The sequence below is a fragment of the Variovorax sp. P2_H12 genome (assembly GCF_056403395.1).
In genome coordinates this window covers 108,792-126,666 of sequence record NZ_JBFUFO010000011.1, presented here as the reverse complement: position 1 = coordinate 126,666, position 17,875 = coordinate 108,792, and the positions used below count along the sequence as shown (strand labels likewise).

The window sequence follows — 17,875 nt, the reverse complement described above, 5'->3', positions numbered from 1 at the left end:
GTGGGTGCGGTCAGATGCGTGACAGACATCGGGGTGTCCTTGAATGGGAGAGTTGAGATGCAGCCCGGTGCAGAAAAGCCGGCTCCGAATCACTTCGCCAGGAAGGCCAGCGCCTTGGGCACGAAGTCCTCGTGGTACTGGAAGATGCCCCCGTGGCCCGCATCGGGGTAGACGATCAGTTCGCTGTTCGGCAGGCGCTTAGCCAGGTCGTACGTATTGCTGGTCGGCACCATCCGGTCGTCGTCACCATTGGCCACCAAGACCGGCTGCTTGACCACCGACAGGTCGGTCGGGCGTTTCTGCCCCCACGCACTCAGCGCCTGAAGCTGGGCCACATAGGCACCTACGGCGATCTCCTTGTCCCGGTTCTCGGTGCGCTCCTGCAGGCGCTTCAGGAAGGCCTTCCCGGCCTCGATACCGTTTGGCGTGCGCGTGAAGAACAGGTACTGCTTCGGGTCCTGGCCGGTGAACGTCGCGCGCAACAAGTCGTAGTTCGACACGCCCGCCACGGTGCTGATACCCGGGCCGCCCGCAGGTCCCGTCCCCGTGAGGATCAGCTTGCGCACGAGTTGCGGCTCCTTGAGCACGATCTCCTGGGCGATCATCCCGCCCATCGAGAAGCCGAAGAGATCCACCTGCTTGAACCCCTTGGCCTTGATGAAGGTGATGGCGTCGTCCGCCATCTGTTCGATGGTGTTGGCCGGCGAGCCGGTGGAAGCGCCGACGCCGCGGTTGTCGAACGCGACAACGTGATGTTTCGCGGCGATGCCATCCACCACGCGGGGATCCCAGTTGTCCAACACGGCGGCCAGGTGGACGAGGAAGATCACCGGCGTGCCGCCGCTCTTCTGGCCCAGCTCGCGGTAGGCGAAGTCAACGCCGCCCGCGGAGATGAGCTGCGTCGGCACCCCCCTCCATACCGTGCTCTGCGCTGTGGCGATCTTGGTGGGGGCACCCCAGGCCACCGGCGGTCTGTCGGCCGCGGCGCAGACCGACAACAGGATGGCAGAGAGTACGAGCAGGCACAAGCCGACTCGTGATAGGTGAAGCATGAGGTCTCCGTTTGGATTTGTGAGGGATCGGTGAGGAACTGGCCGCAATCAGAGTTGCGATTGATAGCGCTCGGCTGCGTGGGCTTGCCGGATGTCCGACAGCAGCGCCTGGCGCGCAGCGTCCAGTGCATCCCAGCGCCCGGCCTCGTGCAGCGGCGGGATCGTGACCAGCTCACGGCGATCGAAACCGACGAGGGCCGCATCGACCAGTTCGCCGACGTCCATCACGTCGGTGAGCGTGTTGACGTCGATGCCAGCGCGGCCCCAGATCTCCGTGCGGGTGGCCGCGGGCAACACGGCCTGCACGTAGACCCCCTTGGCAGCCAGCTCCAGGCTCAGACCCTGCGACAAGAACAGCACGAACGCCTTGGTGGCGCCGTAGATCGACATGCCAAACTCGGGTGCGAAACCTACCACCGAGCCGATGTTGACGATCGCACCAGTGCCCGACTGCACGAAGCGAGGAGCGGCTGCTGCGGCCAATCGGGTGAGCGCCGTGGTGTTGAGCGCGACCAACTGGTCGATGCTCTGTGCGGACTGCTGCAGGAAGCCGCCCGATTGCGCCATGCCGGCGTTGTTGATCAGGATGCCGATGCGGGCGTCGTCGCGCAGGCGCGCCTCGACCACCGCGAGTTCAACCTGCTGGGTGAGATCGGCTTGCAGCACGTCAATGGCGACCTTGGCCTCATCACGCAGGCGCGCCGCCAGTGCTTCCAGTCGCACCTTGTCGCGCGCGACCAGCGCCAGGTCGTGGCCCCGGCGGGCGAAGCGCTCGGCGTAGGTGGCTCCGATGCCGCTGGAGGCGCCGGTGATGAGGACGGTGGGCAGTGTGCTCATGGATTCTTTCTCTGCAGGTCGTTGGTTGCTGCGGTCAGGAGGCGGTGTCGATTTAGTCCAGGAACAGCCCCGTGTGGGCGACGAACAGCTCTGGGTACTGGAATTGCGAGCCGTGACCCGAGTCCGGGTACAGGATCAACTGCGCGTTGGGGATGTGCTGCTGCAGCGTGAACGAGTTGATGCTCGGCACCATGATGTCGTCGTGACCGTTGACGACCAGCGTGGGCTGCTTGATCTCCTTGAGGTAGGCATAGCGCTCACCGCGCGGCTGCGTCCACTCGACGATGGATGCGAACTGGGCCTTCAGGACCTCGACGGAGGACGCCGGATCTGAGTCCTTGCGCTCCGTGCGTCGCTTCCAGAACGCGCGGCCAGCAGCTTGACCGGTCTCGGACGGCGAGAAGAATAGGTACAGGAAGTCTTCTTCTGTGGGAACGGGATTGCCCGCGACCTGCATCACGCGCGGATTGGGGTTGGACTCGCCGTTACGCGGTCCGGTGCCCACCAGCACCAGCCGCCGCACGAGTTCGGGGTGGCGGTGCGCGAGGCTCTGGGCGACGAAGCCGCCGATCGAGAAACCCAGCACGTCCACCGCAGTCAACAGGCCCAAAGCCTGCACGAAACTTGCGATGCCGTCAGCCATGCCATCGACGGTGGTGGCCGGCTCTCCGCCAGAACTGGCCACGCCGGCATAGTTGACCAGGATGACCGGGCGGCCCTGCGCCAGGCCGTCGGTGACGAGCGGGTCCCAGTTGTCCATGCCGCCACGGAAATGTTGAAGGAACACTAGCGGCGTGCCGGTCTCGGCGCCAAAGCGCCGGTAAGCGAAGCGAACACCATTCGCGTCAACGAACTGGGTGGGCGCGGTGAGATGGATATGAGTCGTCATGTGAACCTCGTTCTAGATAAGCCGCAATGGGGACCCACCGTCGAGTCCCACGTGAATCGCCCGATCTCAGTCAGCAAGCGCCGGGTAGTCCGTGTAGCCCGCAGCCCCTCCGCCATAGAGCGTGGCCGGATTGAGCTGCGCCAACGGTGCGCCGGTCTTCAGGCGTTCGACCAGATCGGGGTTGCTGATGAACGGGCGGCCGAAGGCGAACAGGTCCCCCTTGCCCTCGTTGAGCCGGGCAGTGGCGAATTCCAGGTCGTAGCCGTTGTTGGCCAGGTAGGTCTGCTTGAACCGGCGGCGCAGCGCGTCGTAGTCGAACGGGGCGACATCGCGCGGGCCGCCGGTCGCGCCCTCGACCACGTGCAGGTAGACGATGCCCAGCGCGCTGAGTTGCTCGGCGATGTAGTCGTATTGCGCCTGCGGGTCGCTGCTGGAGATGCCGTTGGCCGGTGACACGGGAGAGATGCGCACCCCGGTGCGATCGGCACCGATTTCTTTCACCACGGCGCCGACGACTTCCAGCAACAGGCGCGCACGGTTCTCGATGGAGTCGCCGTAGGCGTCCGTGCGCTGGTTGGCGCCCTCCTTGATGAACTGCTCCAAGAGGTAACCATTGGCGCCGTGGATTTCCACGCCATCGAAGCCGGCAGCAATGGCGTTGGCCGCGGCTTGGCGAAAGTCGTTGACGATGCCCGGCAGCTCGCTGATTTCGAGGGCGCGTGGCTCGGACACATCGGCAAATCCGTTGTTGACGAAGGTCTTCGTCGCCGCGCGGATGGCCGAGGGCGCGACCGGCGCAGCGCCGCCAGGCTGCACGTCGACGTGCGAAACGCGGCCCACATGCCAGAGCTGCACGAAGATGCGCCCACCCTTGGCATGCACGGCTTCCGTGACCTGGCGCCAGCCCGCGATTTGCTCGGCCGTATACAGACCCGGGGTGTCCTGGTAGCCCTGGGCTTGCGCCGAGATCTGGGTGGCTTCCGTGATGATCAGGCCGGCCGAAGCGCGCTGGGCATAGTAGGTCGCGGCCAGTTCGCCGGGCACCAGCCCGGCGCCAGCCCGGTTGCGGGTGAGCGGGGCCATGACGATGCGATTGGCGAGCGTGAGGCTGCCCAAGGCATACGGTTCGAAGAGCGTGTTCTCGGTCATGTTGGTTCAGCGTCCAGTGTTGGGAGAAGCATCAATAATGACGAACATAATCTAAAATGTCAAGACTTTGATTATGGTCGACATCAATGTATAGTGAAACCTTCAAGCAGGCATAAACCCACCGTCGACGAGAAATGAAGATCACCAAGGCACAGGCGCAGGCCAATCGGGCGCACGTGATCGAGACGGCGTCCACACTGTTTCGGGAGCGTGGCTACGATGGGATTGGTGTTGCCGATCTGATGGCTGCTGCTGGCTTCACCCACGGCGGCTTCTACAAGCAGTTCCGCTCCAAGGCCGACCTCGTGGCCGAATCGGCAGCCTGCGGCATTGCTCAGACAGCGGCGCTGACCGCCGGCGTGGACATTCCGGAGTTCGTGAATGTGTACCTCTCGCGCGAGCACCGCGACGCCCGCGCGAGCGGCTGCACGATGGCTGCGCTGGGCGGGGATGCTGCGCGTCAACCGGAAGCGGTCCGGGCCACGTTTGCGACCGGCATCGAGAGCCTGCTGGCTGCGCTGAGCCGCGAGGGGCTTGCGTTGGACGATGCAGCCTCAGGCAAGGCGAGAGCCAAGTCTCTCGACATACTGGCGCGCGCGGTCGGCGCCATCGTCATGTCGCGCGCCTGTCCGGACGATTCACCGCTGGCTGACGAGATCCTTGAGGTTTGCCGCGACGAGATCCTCGCGTCGCTGAGGCTTGCTGTGAGTCCGTCTGTGGCAGCGCGCGTACCTGTGCGCAAGCGGCGCACGGGTTGATCTTCGGCCTTTAGCGAGCGGCAACTGGTCGAGCAGATCCAATGGCCAAGGGTGCGGGGGCCACGACCTTGCAGGGCAACCTGACAGCACGGCTGGAGCGCGGTGAGTTCGATCTGATCGCTCTGAGCCGCGTACTGATTTCAGACGTGCAATGAGCGGACAGAGTTCGCGAAGGGCGCACGCAGGAACTGAAAGGCTTTGATGCCGCCAATCTGGCCGCGCTGGCCTGACCGGACGGCGCTGGATGGCACTGCCCAGCGCGTGTTCCCACGGTCTCATGACCGCAGATGCGCACTTCGCTGCTGCGAAAGCCGGGCTGCGGGTTCTGGTGCAATCTGTGTCTCGGGATAGGCTACCCGTTTTGTGAACTACGGGCAGGTCGATGGCGAAGAAGCTTCAGAGCATGGACGATCTGTTCAAGGGACGGCTCTTCGAGCGAGAGATCATCGTTCTATGCGTCCGCTGGTATCTGCGCTACAAACTGAGCCTGCGTGACCTCGTGGAAATGATGGCCGAGCGCGGCCTTGCCCTGGCCCATACGACGATCATGCGCTGGGTCCAGCGTTTCGTGCCTGAGTTCGAGAGGCGCAGGAATCGCTTCGCCCGCAAGGCCGGTCGCTCGTGGCGCGTGGATGAGACCTACGTCAAGATCCGAGGCAAGTGGACCTATCTTTACAGGGCTGTCGATCGAGACGGCCAGACCGTGGACTTCCGCTTGAGCGCGAACCGCGATGTCAAGGCGGCCAAGGCGTTCTTCTGCAAGGCGCTGGCGACTCAAAACGACCTCCAGTGACCATCACGCTGGACGGCTACGCTGCCTCGCATCGCGCCGTGCGGGAACTGTCCGCGCAAAGCACCCTTTGGAAGCGCACACGACTGCGGTCGTCCAAGTATCTCAACAACATGGTCGAGCAGGACCATCGGGGCGTGAAGTCGCGCATCAACCCCATGCTCGGCTTCAAGGTCTTCGATCGAGCGGCCGTGACGATCGCCGGCGTCGAGCTGCTGAATCGCATTCGCAAAGGCCAGTTCAGTCTCCGCCGGATGCGCGTCAAAGGCCAAGCCGCGCCCGCGGTCTGGAATGCAGTGCTCTCAGCATGATCAGCGCATCGCGCTCACGAATTTGTTCGGCCGCGCGGAAGATTTGCACCAGAACCGTCGTCAACCCATCGCGCGCCAATCCTTAACGCGCGCCAGCAGGTCTAAACCGGTTTTCAAGAAAATCAAGCAGTGCACGGTGCACCGCCGTGCTGTGTCGACGCTGCAGGTACACGGCGGAAAGCCACATGTCGCTGCGCACGAAGTCCGACAAGACGGGTACCAGTCGTCCGCTCTCGACGTAGGGTTCGAGCATGACAGAAGGCAGATAGACGACGCCAGCCCCCAGCAGTGCGGCCTGGATCAGTGGGCCGGCTTCCGTTGCATCCAGCCTTCCGTGAACCGCGACCTCGACTGGCTGCCCGTCTGCTTCGAACCGCCACTTCGGCAGAGGATTCAGATGGGTACTGATCAGCGCGACGTGGTGAGCGAGGTCGCTGGGATGAGCTGGCACGCCGTGCTTGCGCCAGTAAATGGGCGCGGCGCAGACACTGAGCTCCATTGCCACCAGCTTTCTGACGATCAGGTTCTCGTTGGCCGAAGCCCCGAATCGGAGAGCGATGTCGACGCCATCCTCCGCAAGATCGACCATTCGGTTCGTGAGAACCAGACTGATGCTGACTTCGGGGTAGTGGCCAAGGAAGGCGTTGATCAGTGCCGGCAACTCCGTCAGGTCCATGCCGTGCGGCGCCGAGATGCGCAGGCGCCCGCTCGGGACCCGCGCGCGGTTCTGCAGTTCGGCTTGCGTGACGTCGGCCAGCTCAAGCATCGGCTTGCTTCTTTCGAGAAGCAGGTGGCCGGCGTCCGTCAGGCTGACCGCACGGCTGGTGCGGTTCAGCAGCCTGACACCGAAACGGCGTTCGAGGGTTGCGATGTACTTGCTGATGGTGCCCCTCGACAGCGACAGATGCTTGGCGGTGCGGGAGAAGCTCCCGGAAGAGGCGACTTCGCTGAATGTGCGCAGGAGGTCCAGGCTGTCCACGATGTTCTCCGTCTTTGATGGGCGATGTTCGTCAAGACGCTTGAGCGCCCGGCCCTCAGGCGAGCCCGAGTTTTCTTCGCAGGCTCGCATCCACGGGTCCGGACGGCAGGAAGCGGCGCAACTTAGTTAGAAGCGACGCTTGCCCGGGGGGGGTGTAACGCATGCGCCACGGGCCGAGGCCCGCTTCGACGACGGTGCTCGCCACCCTGTGCGGTTCGGGCGCATTGTTGACGCTGTCGGACACCGAGACTGTCACCAGGTCCCGTTCGCGGTCGTAGCCCGCGATCCGTGTCTTGGCTCGGGGCGCATTGGCGTCGAGGTTGGTCCGCGTGAAAGCCGGCTGCACCAGGGCGGCGCGAATGCCGAACTGGCGCACTTCGTGATCGAGCGATTCAGACAGCCCTTCCACCGCATGCTTGGTGGCCGCGTAGATCCCCATGTACGGCGCGGGCAATACGCCGAGTACCGAGCTGACGTTGACGATTCGCCCACGACGATGCGCACGCATGTGAGGGAGTACGGCGCGCGTCATGCGGAGCATGCCGAAGACGTTGGTGTCGAAGAGCGCCACGGCCTCGGCCGTCGAAGTCTCCTCGACCGCACCCATCATCATCATCCCCGCGTTGTTGACCAGCACGTCGATGCGCATGGCACGGTCAATCACGGATTCGACGCCGAGTTGAACCGAGCGTTCTTCCCGAACGTCGATCTCGACGAACTCGACACCGGCCAGTGCGGGCGCATGGCGTAGGTCGCGCACGGTGCCGAACACGCGGCAGCCCCGCGCGACGAACATCTCCGCGGCTACGCGCCCGATGCCCGAGGACACTCCCGTTACGACGACAACTGATGAAACTGACATGGTGGTTCTTTCGGTCTTGAACGAATGGTGAGGAAGCGCCATCAATGCGTGGCCGGGTTGCCCTTGCCGGGCCGGATCCTGAACCAGATGGCATACATGGCCGGCAGGAATACCAGCGTCAGGATCGTCCCCGCGAACGTCCCGCCGATCAGCGTGTAGGCGAGCGCCCCCCAGAACACCGAGTGCGTCAGCGGGATGAACGCAAGGATCGCCGCGAGCGCCGTCAGGATCACAGGGCGGGCACGTTGCACTGTCGCCTCTACGACAGCATGGAACGGGTCGAGCCCTTGCTCCTGATTGTGGTGGATCTGCCCGAGCAGGATCAGCGTGTTGCGCATCAGGATGCCCGACAGCGCGATGAGCCCCACGAGCGCATTGATGCCGAAGGGCTGCTGGAACAGCAGCAAGGTCGGTACGACGCCGATCAACCCTAGCGGGCTCGTGAGGAACACCATGACCATCGCGGAGATCGAGCGCACCTGGAAGATGATGATCAATAGCGTGATCGCCAGCATGATCGGGAACAGAGGCAGCATCGCCTTGGTCGCCTTCTCCGATTCCTCGATGGAGCCGGCCTGGATGATGTGGTAGCCGGCCGGTAGGTTCTGCATCAGGGGCTGCAGCTTCGCGGTGATCGCGGTCGACACGTCGGGGGGCTGCAGCCCGTCGGCGATGTCGCCCTGCACCGTGATCGTGGGCATGCGGTCGCGTCGCCTCATGACAGGTTCTTCCATGCGCACCTCGACCTCGCCGACCTGCGACAGCGGAATGCGCTGGCCGCCAGCGCCGGCGAGCGTGAAGTCCACAACCTTCGCGGGATCGAGCCGGGTTCCGCCGGCGGAACGGGCCACCACCTGCACCGTGCGGATGTCCTCACGTACGGTGGTCACCGGCACGCCGCTCAGCAGGAATTGCAGTTGTTGCGCCACCGCGCTGGAGGTCAGCCCGACGGCCTGAAGGCGGTCCTGGTCCAGGGTGAAATGCAATGTCGGCGTACGGGTGCCCCAGTCGGTACTGACGGTGCGCATCATCGGGCTGGCATCCATGACTTGGCGCACTTCGTCCGCGATCTTGCGCAGCTCGTTCGCATCGGGCCCGGTGACACGGTAGGCGACAGGAAACGGCGAGTACGGGCCGAACACGAGCTGGGTCACGCGCACCCGCGCCTCGGACGCGAGGCCGTCGGCAATGGCATGACGCAACCGGTACTTCAAGGACTCGCGTTCCTCCTGGCTGGCCGTGCGCACCACGATCTTGGCGAACGACGGATCGGGCAGTTCGGGCCCCATCGCAAAATAGAAGCGGGGCGCGCCCTGTCCTATGTATGACGTGACGATCTGTGCCTCCGGCTGCGTGGAAAGCCAGGCCTCGACCTTGGCCGTGGCGTCGCTGGTCTGGGTGATCGAAGTGCCGTAGGGCATCTGCACTTCGACGAGCACTTCGGGCCGGTCGGAGATCGGAAAGAACTGCTTCTTGACCACGCCCATGCCGAGAATCGACACGATGAAGAGGCCCACCACGGCGCCCGCCACCAGCCACTTGCGCGCAATGACGCGTGCCAGAACACGACGCAGCCGGTTGTAGCGTGGTGTGTCATAGATCGCGGCGTGGCCGCCTTCGATCTTCTTGAAGTTCGGCAGCAGCTTGACGCCCAGGTAGGGTGTGAACACCACGGCGACCACCCAGGATGCGATGAGCGCGATTCCGACGATCCAGAACATATTGCTGGTGTACTCACCCGCGGTCGACGGCGCGAATCCGTTGGGCATGAAGCCGACGGCCGTGACTAGCGTGCCCGATAGCATGGGCGCCGCCGTGTGGCTCCAGGCGTATGCAGAAGCGGCCACATGGCTGTAGCCCTCCTCGATCTTCACGACCATCATTTCGATGGCGATGATGGCGTCGTCCACCAGCAAGCCGAGCGCGAGGATGAGCGAGCCGAGCGTGATCCGGTCGAAATTCTTGCCGGTCGCGGCCATCACCACGAAGACCACCGCTAGCGTCAGCGGCACTGCCGCGGCCACCACGAGGCCAGCACGCCAGCCCATGCTTAGAAAGCTCACCAGCATCACGACCAGCAAGGCCGCGAAAAACTTGATCATGAACTCGTCGACCGATGCGCTGATGTTCACCGACTGGTCCGTGACCTTGGTCAGACTCAGGCCCAGGGGCAACTCCGCGTTGATGGCACGGGCCTCCATGTCCAGCGCCTTGCCCAGATCGAGGCCGTTCCAGCCTTCCCGCATGACCACGCCGATCAGCAAGGCAGGTTCGCCGCCGTTGCGGATCATGAATGTGGCCGGGTCTTCGTACCCGCGCTTGACCGTGGCAACGTCCGATAGCTTCAAGGTACGGCCTTGCGCGATCACCGGCGTATCGCGGATCTTCTGTAGCGTGTCGAATGCGCCGTCCAGTCGAATGAAGACCTGCGGGCCGCTGGTTTCCACCGACCCAGCCGGGCTCAGCGCGTTCTGGTTGTTGAGTGCGGCGAACACGTCCTGCGGGCCGATGCCCAACGTCGCCAGCCGGTCGTGCGCGAACTCGACATAGATTCGTTCCGACTGCTCCCCGGCGATGTTGACCTTCTTCACGCCCGGCACGTGCAGCAACCGTTGCCGCAGCGTTTCCGCATCGCGCACCAGCACGCGCTGCGGTTCTCCCTTGGCCTTGAGCGCGAAGAGGGCGAAGGTGACGTCGGCGTACTCGTCGTTGATCATCGGCCCGATCACGCCGGAGGGGAGGGTGCCCGCTTCGTCAGCGACCTTCTTGCGCGCCTGATAGAACTCTTCCTGCACCTGCGCTGGCGGGGTGCTGTCGAGCAATGTCAGGGTCGTGAACGCCAGGCCGGGGCGTGTGTAGGTCTCCGAGCGGTCGTAGTAGCGCAACTCCTGCAGGCGCTTCTCGAGCTTCTCGGCGACCTGGTCCTGCATCTCCTGCGCCGTGGCGCCGGGCCAGGCCGTAATGATGGTCATCACCTTGACGGTGAAAGCGGGATCCTCCGCGCGGCCGAGCTTGAAGAACGCGACCAAGCCCGCCAGCGAGACCAGGCAGATCAGGAACAACGTGATGGAGCGTTCGCGTACAGCCAGCGCCGACAGGTTGAAGCGGCCTTCGCTCATGGGCGAGCTCCGCCCGCGGCCGGCGTCGCGATACGCACCTGCTCGCCTTCGCGCAGCAGGTGCGCCCCAAGCGCGACGACCCGATCTCCCTGTTTGAGTTGACCGGTCACCCGCGCACGGTCGTCGTCAAGATGCTCGACAGCCACCGGCTGCCAGCGCACCGTCGACGGATCTCCGCCAATGACCCACACGCCCGTTGCCTTGCCTGTGTCGAACAGGGCGCCGATGGGCACCTGCGCACTGCTTTCTCGCGCGGGCCTGCCGTCCGCGATGTGGACCGTGACCGTGGCACCCAGGGGCGCGTTGGCCAGTTCGCCCTCGAGCACGTATCGCGCCTCGAACGTGCGCGTGAGCCGGTCGGCCGCATCCGAGAGCTGCCTGAGCTTTACTGCCACTGCAACGCCTTCCTTGCCGAAGAGCGTGGCCTGCCCGCCCGAGCCGACGACAGGGCGCATCGTTTCGGGCAACTGGACCACCGCCTCCCTGCGCCCAGCCTGCGCCAAGCGGACCACCGGCTGCCCGGCGTTGACCACCTGGCCGGGCTCGGCCAGCGTCTCCAGCACCGTGCCGTCCGCATCGGCGGCAAGTTCTGAATAGCGGTTGGAGTTGCGCGCGACTTCCGACTGTGCTTCGGCCGCACCGAGCTGGGCTTGAGCGGCATCCGCCGCAGCCTTGATCTGGTCGTAGGCCGAGGCGGAAATGGCCCCGGTGCCTCTCAGGTCGCGGTAGCGAAGTTCTTCGTCGCTCGCCTGCTTGGCACGCGCCCGGGCAGCGGCCACGGCCTCCTGCTGTGCGCGCGCAGCCAACCTCAGGTCGACCGGGTCGATGCGCATGAGCAGTTGCCCGCGCTTGACAGTCTGACCAGCGTCCACGAAGCGCTCCAGCACTTTTCCTGAGACACGGAAGCCCAGGTCGCTTTGAACCCGCGCGGCTACGGTGCCTGTGAAAGAGCGCGATGCGGAGTCGGCTGCTTGGACGGTGGCAGCGCGCACCAGCGGTGTCTGGGTGCGCGGATCTGGCGGCGCTTTGTCGTCGCAGGCGACCAACGCGAATGGCAAGGCGCAAAAGAGTGCGGATGTAGCGAAGCGGCGCGAAAGCATACGGGTCCCATTGACGAATCGATCAGGACCCAAATTCTGATACTAGTGACCATATTAGTCAATGGTCACAAGAAATATTTAGTTTTTATGGCGACAAGCTGCGCAGCACCAGGCCGGACAGCTGCGCCGGCGCCTGGTCGGTGTGATCGAAGCTGTGCCGCAGGATCAGGGGGTTGATATAGGGGTGAACGACCAGATAGATCGCCGCCGCCGTCTCGTCGATCGGTGTCTTGCGCTCGAAGTCGCCGGACTCGCGCCCTTGCTTCAGCACCTCGACGAGCAACTGCTGGATGCACTCTTCGTGTGCGATGGCCGACTGCCAGCGTTCGCTGGCCGCCGAGATGGCGATCTCGTAGAGCTTGCGGTCCTGGAAGAACAGACGAAGGCCCGAATCAACGATGGCCTTGAACATGCGGCGCAGTTTCTCGGGTGGACGGTCGGTGCCATCGACCGCAGCGCGGATGTCCACTTCGATCTCCCGCAAGCAGTTCGAGCAGATCATTTCCCCGATCGCCTGCTTGGACTCGAAGAACTTGTAGATGTATGCCTTGGAGAAGCCGATGGCCTTGGCGAGGTCGGAAACCGTGGTCTTCTCGTAACCGTACCGGCTGAAGTGCTCGGTTGCCGCAAGGACAATCTGCGCGCGCACATCGTGATCTGCCGGCCCCCGTGTGGCAGGGGAAGAGGAAGTTGCATTGCTCATGGCGACAGCTTAACGCTCCCGGAAAAAGGCCACAACAAGTGACCAAAGTGAATTATAGTCACAACTTCGTTTGATGGTCTCGTCCCACTCGTTCCAGAAATCGCCCATGTTCCAACGCACCCTTGTCATTCCCCTGCTTCTCAGCCTTCTCGCAGGTTGCGCTGTCGGTCCTGACTATGTCCGACCCGCCACCACTCTGCCGGACCAATTCATCGGCGAAGCAGCCCTCGACCGGCGCGCCGCTACCGCGAACGCCGAGTTGGTCGCCTGGTGGACTGCGTTTGGCGATGCACACCTGGCCCGCTACGTCGAACTCGCGCTGACGCAGAACCTCGATCTTGCGCAAGCATCTGCCCGCGTGGCGCAGGCCCGTGCTGGACTCGGTGCTGCGAACGCAGCGATGCTGCCCGCGGGCAACCTCAGCGGACAAGCTGCCCGGGCCTACCAGTCGGTCGAGACGCAGTTGGGCCAGGTTATGAACTCGCAACCAGGTTTCGATCGATACGGCAACGCCTATGAAGCCAACCTTGGCGCAAGTTGGGAACTGGACATCTTCGGCGGCCTGCGTCGGGGCCGTGAGGCTGCGCTGGCCGACTACCAGGCATCGGAGGCCGGCGCAGCCGCCACGCGCCTGACCGTGGCTGCGCAGACGGCAGACATCTATATCACGCTACGCGGACTGCAGGCCCGCCTCGACGTGGCACGCCGGCAAGTCGGCACGCAACAAGAACTGCTCTCGAAGGTCGACTTGCTCTACGGCAAGGGGCTGGCAGCCGAACTTCAGTTGAGGCAGGCCGAAGGTGCGCTGGCGCAGGTTCGTGCGGTGCTTCCAGTGCTGGAGGCGGGCGAAGCTGCGGCCATGAACGCGCTCGACGTGATGCTGGGTGCGGCGCCGGGCGCTCACCGTGCGGAACTGGCCGCACCGGTTGCCATTCCCGTCGCACCGCGCATCGGCGCCACCGGATCACCCGGCGAGTTGCTGCGACGGCGGCCCGACCTGATCGCCGCCGAGAGGCGACTTGAAGCGTCTAACGCTCGCATCGGGGTGGCCATGGCCGAGTACTACCCGAAGCTGTCCTTGGGGGGGGTAATCGGCAGCGCCACGTCCGTGGCCAGCGGTAACGTGTTCACCGGCGGGGCCAGCCAGGCCGCGGTCTTGCTCGGCCTGCGCTGGCGCCTGTTCGACTTCGGGCGCATCGATGCGCAGATCGAACTCGCAAAAGGGCAGGAGGCGGAGTTGCTCGCGGCCTATCGTCTCGCGGCACTGCGCGCGACCGAAGACGTGGAAAATGCTTTCTCCGCCCTGGTCAAGCGTGAAGAACAAGCCACCTTGCTCGCGCAGGGCGAGGCAGCGCTCGGTCGTGCACGAGGCGCCTCGTTCACGGCCTATCAGCGAGGTGTCGTCAGCCTGATCGAAGTGTTGCAAGCGGACGAGAGCCTCCTGCGCGTTGCTGATGCGAAAGTGCAGGCGCAAACGGAGGCGGCGCGCGCGGCGGTCAGTGCGTTCAAGGCGCTGGGCGGCGGCTGGCAAGCCGAGACCGCTGACGCGGTGGCAATCCGCGCAGACGTACAACGATAACGGAGAAGCTCCTCTGTCAGCGCACGACGTACGATCTCGAGTTGTCGATCAAAGGGCTCTTGGTTTCGACCGACTGGGAGGAGTTCATGCGCTGCTGAAATCGGGGTCGGCCCACCTGCCTATCATGCACCGGACTCTGTCGATGGATCTCGAGCAGGTTCAGGCAACGCACCGTCGCCAATGGGCAGTGACCATGTCCCGACTCAATCCTGGCGGACGGCCTTAGAGCGCAGGCCAAATCCGTGGCGACCGATCGAAGCAATCCAACGCGGCCCTTCGCTCCCACGCGATCTAGCGAATACCCCGCCTCACCCGGGCGAAGCCCCACGCCGTTACCGCGGAACCGACGATGGCCCCCACGGCCACCAGCAGGAAGGCGGACTCAAGACTGAGCTTTCCCGCGAACACCAGCGCTGCGGCGGACAGCGCGCACATGAAGCGGAAGCTACCCGCAGCGAGCGGCCAGCCGACGCGCCGCGCGCCTTGCCCCGCGAAGTACAACGCCATCGCGATCGCGATGAAGCCGAAAATCGGGCCCATCACCCTCAGATAGTGGCCGCCGACGGCCCATATGTCGGGGTCGTTCGTGAAGTGAGACATCCACAGCAGGCTGGGCAGGAACGCCACGCTGAGGCCCAGCACTTCGAGCAGGCCACCGACGAACAGTGCATTCACCAGCGCAGCGCGGCGCGCTCGCGGGATGTCGTCGGCGCCGATGCAGGTTCCGACTACGGTGATGGCGGCGGTACCGAAGCCGAACATCACGGGCACCAGCAGCATTTCGAGCCGGGACGCGATCCCGTAGCCCGCGATCGTTGCCACGCTAAGGGTACCCGCAGCGGCAGTGATCGCGCCGATCGAAAGCGTCGACATCGCCGCGTTGAGGGTTGACAGCAAGCCCACGCCAAGGATGGCACCAAAGTGGTCACGCCGCAGCGGGTGCCGGCGAAGTCGAAGTTTCGAGCCCCCCAAACGCATATAGACAAAGATCGCTGCCAGCGAGCCCGCGGTGCACAGCACCTGTGCGATGCCCGCACCGGCCACGCCCATTCTCGGAAGCCCCAGTCCGCCCAGAATCAGGATTGGGGAAATGAGGAGTCCGGCTCCGACGCTGCCGAGCATGATCAGTGCGGGCGTCCTGACGTTGCCCGCGCCTCGCAACGCCGATTGCAGCAAGGTTGGAACCCAGAACAGGACCGCGCCGTCGAAGAGAATGTTCGAGTACTGAAGCGCTTGCTGCCAGGACGTGCCAGTGCCGCCCAATCCGCGATAGAGCATCGGAGCCGCGGCGATCGCAGCCACGGTGAAGAGTCCGCCTGCGACGATCGCGATCACGACGCTGTGCCAAACAAGGCTTTCGGCCTCGTCTTGCCGGCCAGCGCCGAGCGCGCGCGACTGCGGCGGAAACCCCACCCCCGACGCCGCCATTGGAGACCATGGTCATCAGCAGCATGACAGGCACGACCAGCGAAGCCGATGCCATCGCGTCGACACCCAGCCCGCTCACGAAGTAGGTTTCGGCCATGCTCAATACCGTCTGCATGAAAAGCACGGCCACCGTTGGCAGTGCGAGCCGAATCAGCAGCAGCAACAACGGCGCGTGCAGCAGGGGGTTCCGCGTCATCGGGTCGAACGTGAATCGCGCGGCTGAAACGGCCGACTCAGAAACTTCGCCGGCGCCGGCGTTGTGGGAAGTTGTCATCAGGTTTCGACCAGCCGTTGGCGTCCAACGTGGCGACCCGCGGCTTGCCGCCTTCCTGCCACGGTTTTGTGCCTGCCTCACGCAGAGCGTGAGGCAGGGATTGCTCAATTGGCTTTCGCGCGCAGGTCGGCGGGGTGCGGCAGCGTCGAGATGACCTTGCTGTTGAAGCGGGAGCCCGTGGCGACATTCTGGTCGGGCCTCAAGTTGTGGTGAATGGCTTCGGCTTCAACGAGCGCACGTGCCTTCGATTCAGCCAGGGTCTCGACAACGCGAGAGCCTCTGACCACGTTCTGGTTCGGAGCCGTGGCAGTGCGCACCGCTTCGGCATTCACCTCCTCGCGCGTCTTGAAGGAGATTGCGTTGTGCACACCGTCGTACGCCTCTGCGTGGGCGCCGGCAGCGACCAGAAAGGTCAGTACCGGGACGGATACGATCTTCATTGCTTTCGTGAATTTCATGGAACTTCCAGAGTGAAGGGGTGGCGCAAGCTTCCTGCGGTGCTCATCGCGAGTGCCTGCCGTTCAAGTCTTGCGCCGAATGCGAGTTCGACGATCACGCGATCGGGACACGCCACGTTTCCGTCGTCGAAACCTTATGCGGTGCTGCTGTCGGTTTCCCTTCAATCTGTCAACTTCGCTCTTTCATTCTGTCAGCGCCAGATCATGGAGAGCCTTGATGCACGGCGCTTTCAAGGCGAGCGCCTGCTCACAGTCGCGATTTGGCGTCGGCTCGGCCCGCCAGATTTTTGGCCCTTTCAATTGGCACAACCTTGCGTTTGACCCCTTCAATCTGTCACCATGTTCGCACTCACCTGCGAGTGGATGGAGATGGGTCATTTCCAGGCGCTTCCTGACGTTGTTGCGGTCGCCTCCGATAGACTGGTGGCGATCGTTCGTGTCGAACCCGATGGCAGCGTCGTCGTTCGCGACCTTGCCAACGGCGTCTTGAGAACAACCTCGGCGTCGGAGTTGAGTGCCCCAGCATCGCTGTCTGCTTCTACCGGGACGGCGCTCTCGTACATGGCGCTGGCGACGGACGCGCAGTGGGAGCGCGCTCGGCGGCGAGAGGCGGTCGTTGCCGGGCTCGTGAACTCCTCCAACCTTGGCGACCAGGTGGCATTGTCACGTTGCCGATGGCGTAACCTTTCGCCATGCAAAAGACGAGAAGATCGCTGTATCACGGTCACCGGTTCCCTGCGGTGGTGATCAGCCAGGCGGTGCGCTGGTATTTTCGATTTCAACTGAGCCTGCGCGACATCGAGGAGCTTCTCTTCGAGCGCGGTGTGGTCGTCAGCTACGAGACGATCCGGCGCTGGTGCGACAAGTTCGGCGCGAGCTTTGCGCACGGCGCCAAGGGCGTGCGCCGCAAGCCGGGATCGACCTGGCATCTGGACGAGATGTTCGTGACGCTGCGGGGTGAACCGTACCTGCTGTGGCGCGCCGTCGATCAGCATGGCGTTGAACTGGACGTCCTGGTGCAGAAGCGCCGCGACAAGGTCGCAGCCAAGCGCTTCTTCAAGCGCGTGCTCGCCGCCTGCCCAGAGGCGCCACGCAAAATTGTCACCGACCAGTTGCGCAGCTATCCAGCTGCCAACGCAGAGATCCCTCAGCTTGCGACCGTGCGGCACGTGTTCGTGAAGGCCTGTGCGCGCGTGAACAACCGCGCCGAGAACAGCCATCAGCCCACCCGTGAGCGCGAGCGGCGCATGCGAGGCTTTCGCCGTCCCGAGCGCTCGCAGGCTTTCCTCTCGAGCTTCGGTCCCATCCGCCAGCACTTCGCTCTCAAGCGCCATTTGCTGCGCGCATCGCTCTACCGCAAGCAACTGGCCTCACGCTTTGATGCATGGCGCCTTTTCACCGGCAGCGCCCAAGATCCGTCCGCCGCCTTCTGAGCCTTTGATCCCCTGCCAGCTTTTCGACCTGGCATCGCCAACGTGACAAAGCCGTCAGGAGATGCCTCGAGATATTCGGTGTACTTCAGGACCACGTGCCGCTTCCCGATCTGATCCGTGACCTCGATGTGCTCCGTGGCTGTTTTCCTTCGTT

Annotated in this window: 16 protein-coding genes; 5 read left to right on the top strand and 11 right to left on the bottom strand. The window is 64.1% G+C overall.

Annotation, left to right across the window (positions count from 1 at the left end; all coding sequences use genetic code 11):
- Positions 1-89: 89 nt before the first annotated feature.
- The 4 genes from AC1DYK_RS10225 to AC1DYK_RS10210 all read right to left on the bottom strand — a co-directional run bounded on the left by AC1DYK_RS10225 (position 90) and on the right by AC1DYK_RS10210 (position 3,927).
- Entirely contained in the window at positions 90-1,028 is a 939-nt protein-coding gene (locus tag AC1DYK_RS10225; RefSeq protein ID WP_478166173.1) for an alpha/beta fold hydrolase, read from the bottom strand.
- A 72-nt stretch (positions 1,029-1,100) separates the two neighbouring features.
- The gene (locus AC1DYK_RS10220; protein ID WP_478166172.1) at positions 1,101-1,889 is read right to left on the bottom strand and encodes an SDR family NAD(P)-dependent oxidoreductase; all 789 of its coding nucleotides are present in this window, start codon (positions 1,887-1,889) and stop codon (positions 1,101-1,103) included.
- Positions 1,890-1,941: 52 nt separating this feature from the next.
- A complete protein-coding gene (locus AC1DYK_RS10215; protein ID WP_477650191.1) occupies positions 1,942-2,778 on the bottom strand; it encodes an alpha/beta fold hydrolase in 837 nt (278 codons plus the stop codon).
- Between the two features lie 66 nt (positions 2,779-2,844).
- A complete protein-coding gene (locus AC1DYK_RS10210) occupies positions 2,845-3,927 on the bottom strand; it encodes an alkene reductase (RefSeq protein WP_477650192.1) in 1,083 nt (360 codons plus the stop codon).
- A gap of 134 nt (positions 3,928-4,061) precedes the next feature.
- Between AC1DYK_RS10210 and AC1DYK_RS10205 the strand changes: the two genes are divergently transcribed.
- Both AC1DYK_RS10205 and AC1DYK_RS10200 read left to right on the top strand, forming a co-directional pair.
- Complete coding sequence (locus AC1DYK_RS10205) at positions 4,062-4,685, top strand: TetR/AcrR family transcriptional regulator (protein ID WP_478166171.1); 624 nt, start codon at positions 4,062-4,064, stop codon at positions 4,683-4,685.
- A gap of 382 nt (positions 4,686-5,067) precedes the next feature.
- Positions 5,068-5,786 (top strand): IS6 family transposase gene (locus tag AC1DYK_RS10200; RefSeq protein ID WP_478166170.1). Its coding sequence is split into 2 segments (ribosomal slippage): positions 5,068-5,469 and positions 5,472-5,786, totalling 717 coding nucleotides; the frame shifts between segments, so codons are not numbered across the junction.
- Positions 5,787-5,868: 82 nt separating this feature from the next.
- Here the strand turns inward: AC1DYK_RS10200 and AC1DYK_RS10195 are convergent.
- The 5 genes from AC1DYK_RS10195 to AC1DYK_RS10175 all read right to left on the bottom strand — a co-directional run bounded on the left by AC1DYK_RS10195 (position 5,869) and on the right by AC1DYK_RS10175 (position 12,549).
- On the bottom strand, positions 5,869-6,765 hold the full coding sequence (locus AC1DYK_RS10195; RefSeq protein WP_478166169.1) for a LysR family transcriptional regulator: 897 nt from the start codon (positions 6,763-6,765) through the stop codon (positions 5,869-5,871).
- A gap of 55 nt (positions 6,766-6,820) precedes the next feature.
- Positions 6,821-7,627: an oxidoreductase gene (locus AC1DYK_RS10190; protein ID WP_478158674.1), complete on the bottom strand. Its 807-nt coding sequence runs from the start codon at positions 7,625-7,627 to the stop codon at positions 6,821-6,823.
- 41 nt (positions 7,628-7,668) lie between these two features.
- Positions 7,669-10,746 carry an efflux RND transporter permease subunit gene (locus AC1DYK_RS10185; RefSeq protein WP_478166168.1) on the bottom strand — a complete coding sequence of 1,026 codons (3,078 nt, stop codon included), beginning with the start codon at positions 10,744-10,746 and terminating at the stop codon, positions 7,669-7,671.
- Complete coding sequence (locus AC1DYK_RS10180; RefSeq protein ID WP_478166167.1) at positions 10,743-11,846, bottom strand: efflux RND transporter periplasmic adaptor subunit; 1,104 nt, start codon at positions 11,844-11,846, stop codon at positions 10,743-10,745. Before AC1DYK_RS10180 ends, AC1DYK_RS10185 begins: the two co-directional genes overlap by 4 nt.
- 85 nt (positions 11,847-11,931) lie before the next feature.
- Entirely contained in the window at positions 11,932-12,549 is a 618-nt protein-coding gene (locus AC1DYK_RS10175; protein ID WP_478090692.1) for a TetR/AcrR family transcriptional regulator, read from the bottom strand.
- A 106-nt stretch (positions 12,550-12,655) separates the two neighbouring features.
- On the opposite strand from AC1DYK_RS10175, the gene AC1DYK_RS10170 reads away from it, so the two are divergent.
- Positions 12,656-14,128 carry an efflux transporter outer membrane subunit gene (locus AC1DYK_RS10170; RefSeq protein ID WP_478166166.1) on the top strand — a complete coding sequence of 491 codons (1,473 nt, stop codon included), beginning with the start codon at positions 12,656-12,658 and terminating at the stop codon, positions 14,126-14,128.
- Between the two features lie 291 nt (positions 14,129-14,419).
- Here the strand turns inward: AC1DYK_RS10170 and AC1DYK_RS10165 are convergent, their stop codons facing one another.
- Positions 14,420-15,556, bottom strand: a complete 1,137-nt coding sequence (locus tag AC1DYK_RS10165; protein WP_478166165.1) for an MATE family efflux transporter — start codon at positions 15,554-15,556, stop codon at positions 14,420-14,422.
- A 378-nt stretch (positions 15,557-15,934) separates the two neighbouring features.
- Complete coding sequence (locus AC1DYK_RS10160) at positions 15,935-16,288, bottom strand: DUF4148 domain-containing protein (RefSeq protein WP_478166164.1); 354 nt, start codon at positions 16,286-16,288, stop codon at positions 15,935-15,937.
- Positions 16,289-16,627: 339 nt separating this feature from the next.
- Here AC1DYK_RS10160 and AC1DYK_RS10155 point away from each other — a divergent pair, with 339 nt between their 5' ends.
- The gene (locus AC1DYK_RS10155; RefSeq protein WP_478166163.1) at positions 16,628-17,035 is read left to right on the top strand and encodes a hypothetical protein; all 408 of its coding nucleotides are present in this window, start codon (positions 16,628-16,630) and stop codon (positions 17,033-17,035) included.
- The gene (locus AC1DYK_RS10150; protein ID WP_478166162.1) at positions 16,981-17,721 is read left to right on the top strand and encodes an IS6 family transposase; all 741 of its coding nucleotides are present in this window, start codon (positions 16,981-16,983) and stop codon (positions 17,719-17,721) included. Before AC1DYK_RS10155 ends, AC1DYK_RS10150 begins: the two co-directional genes overlap by 55 nt.
- Positions 17,722-17,875 lie beyond the last annotated feature (154 nt).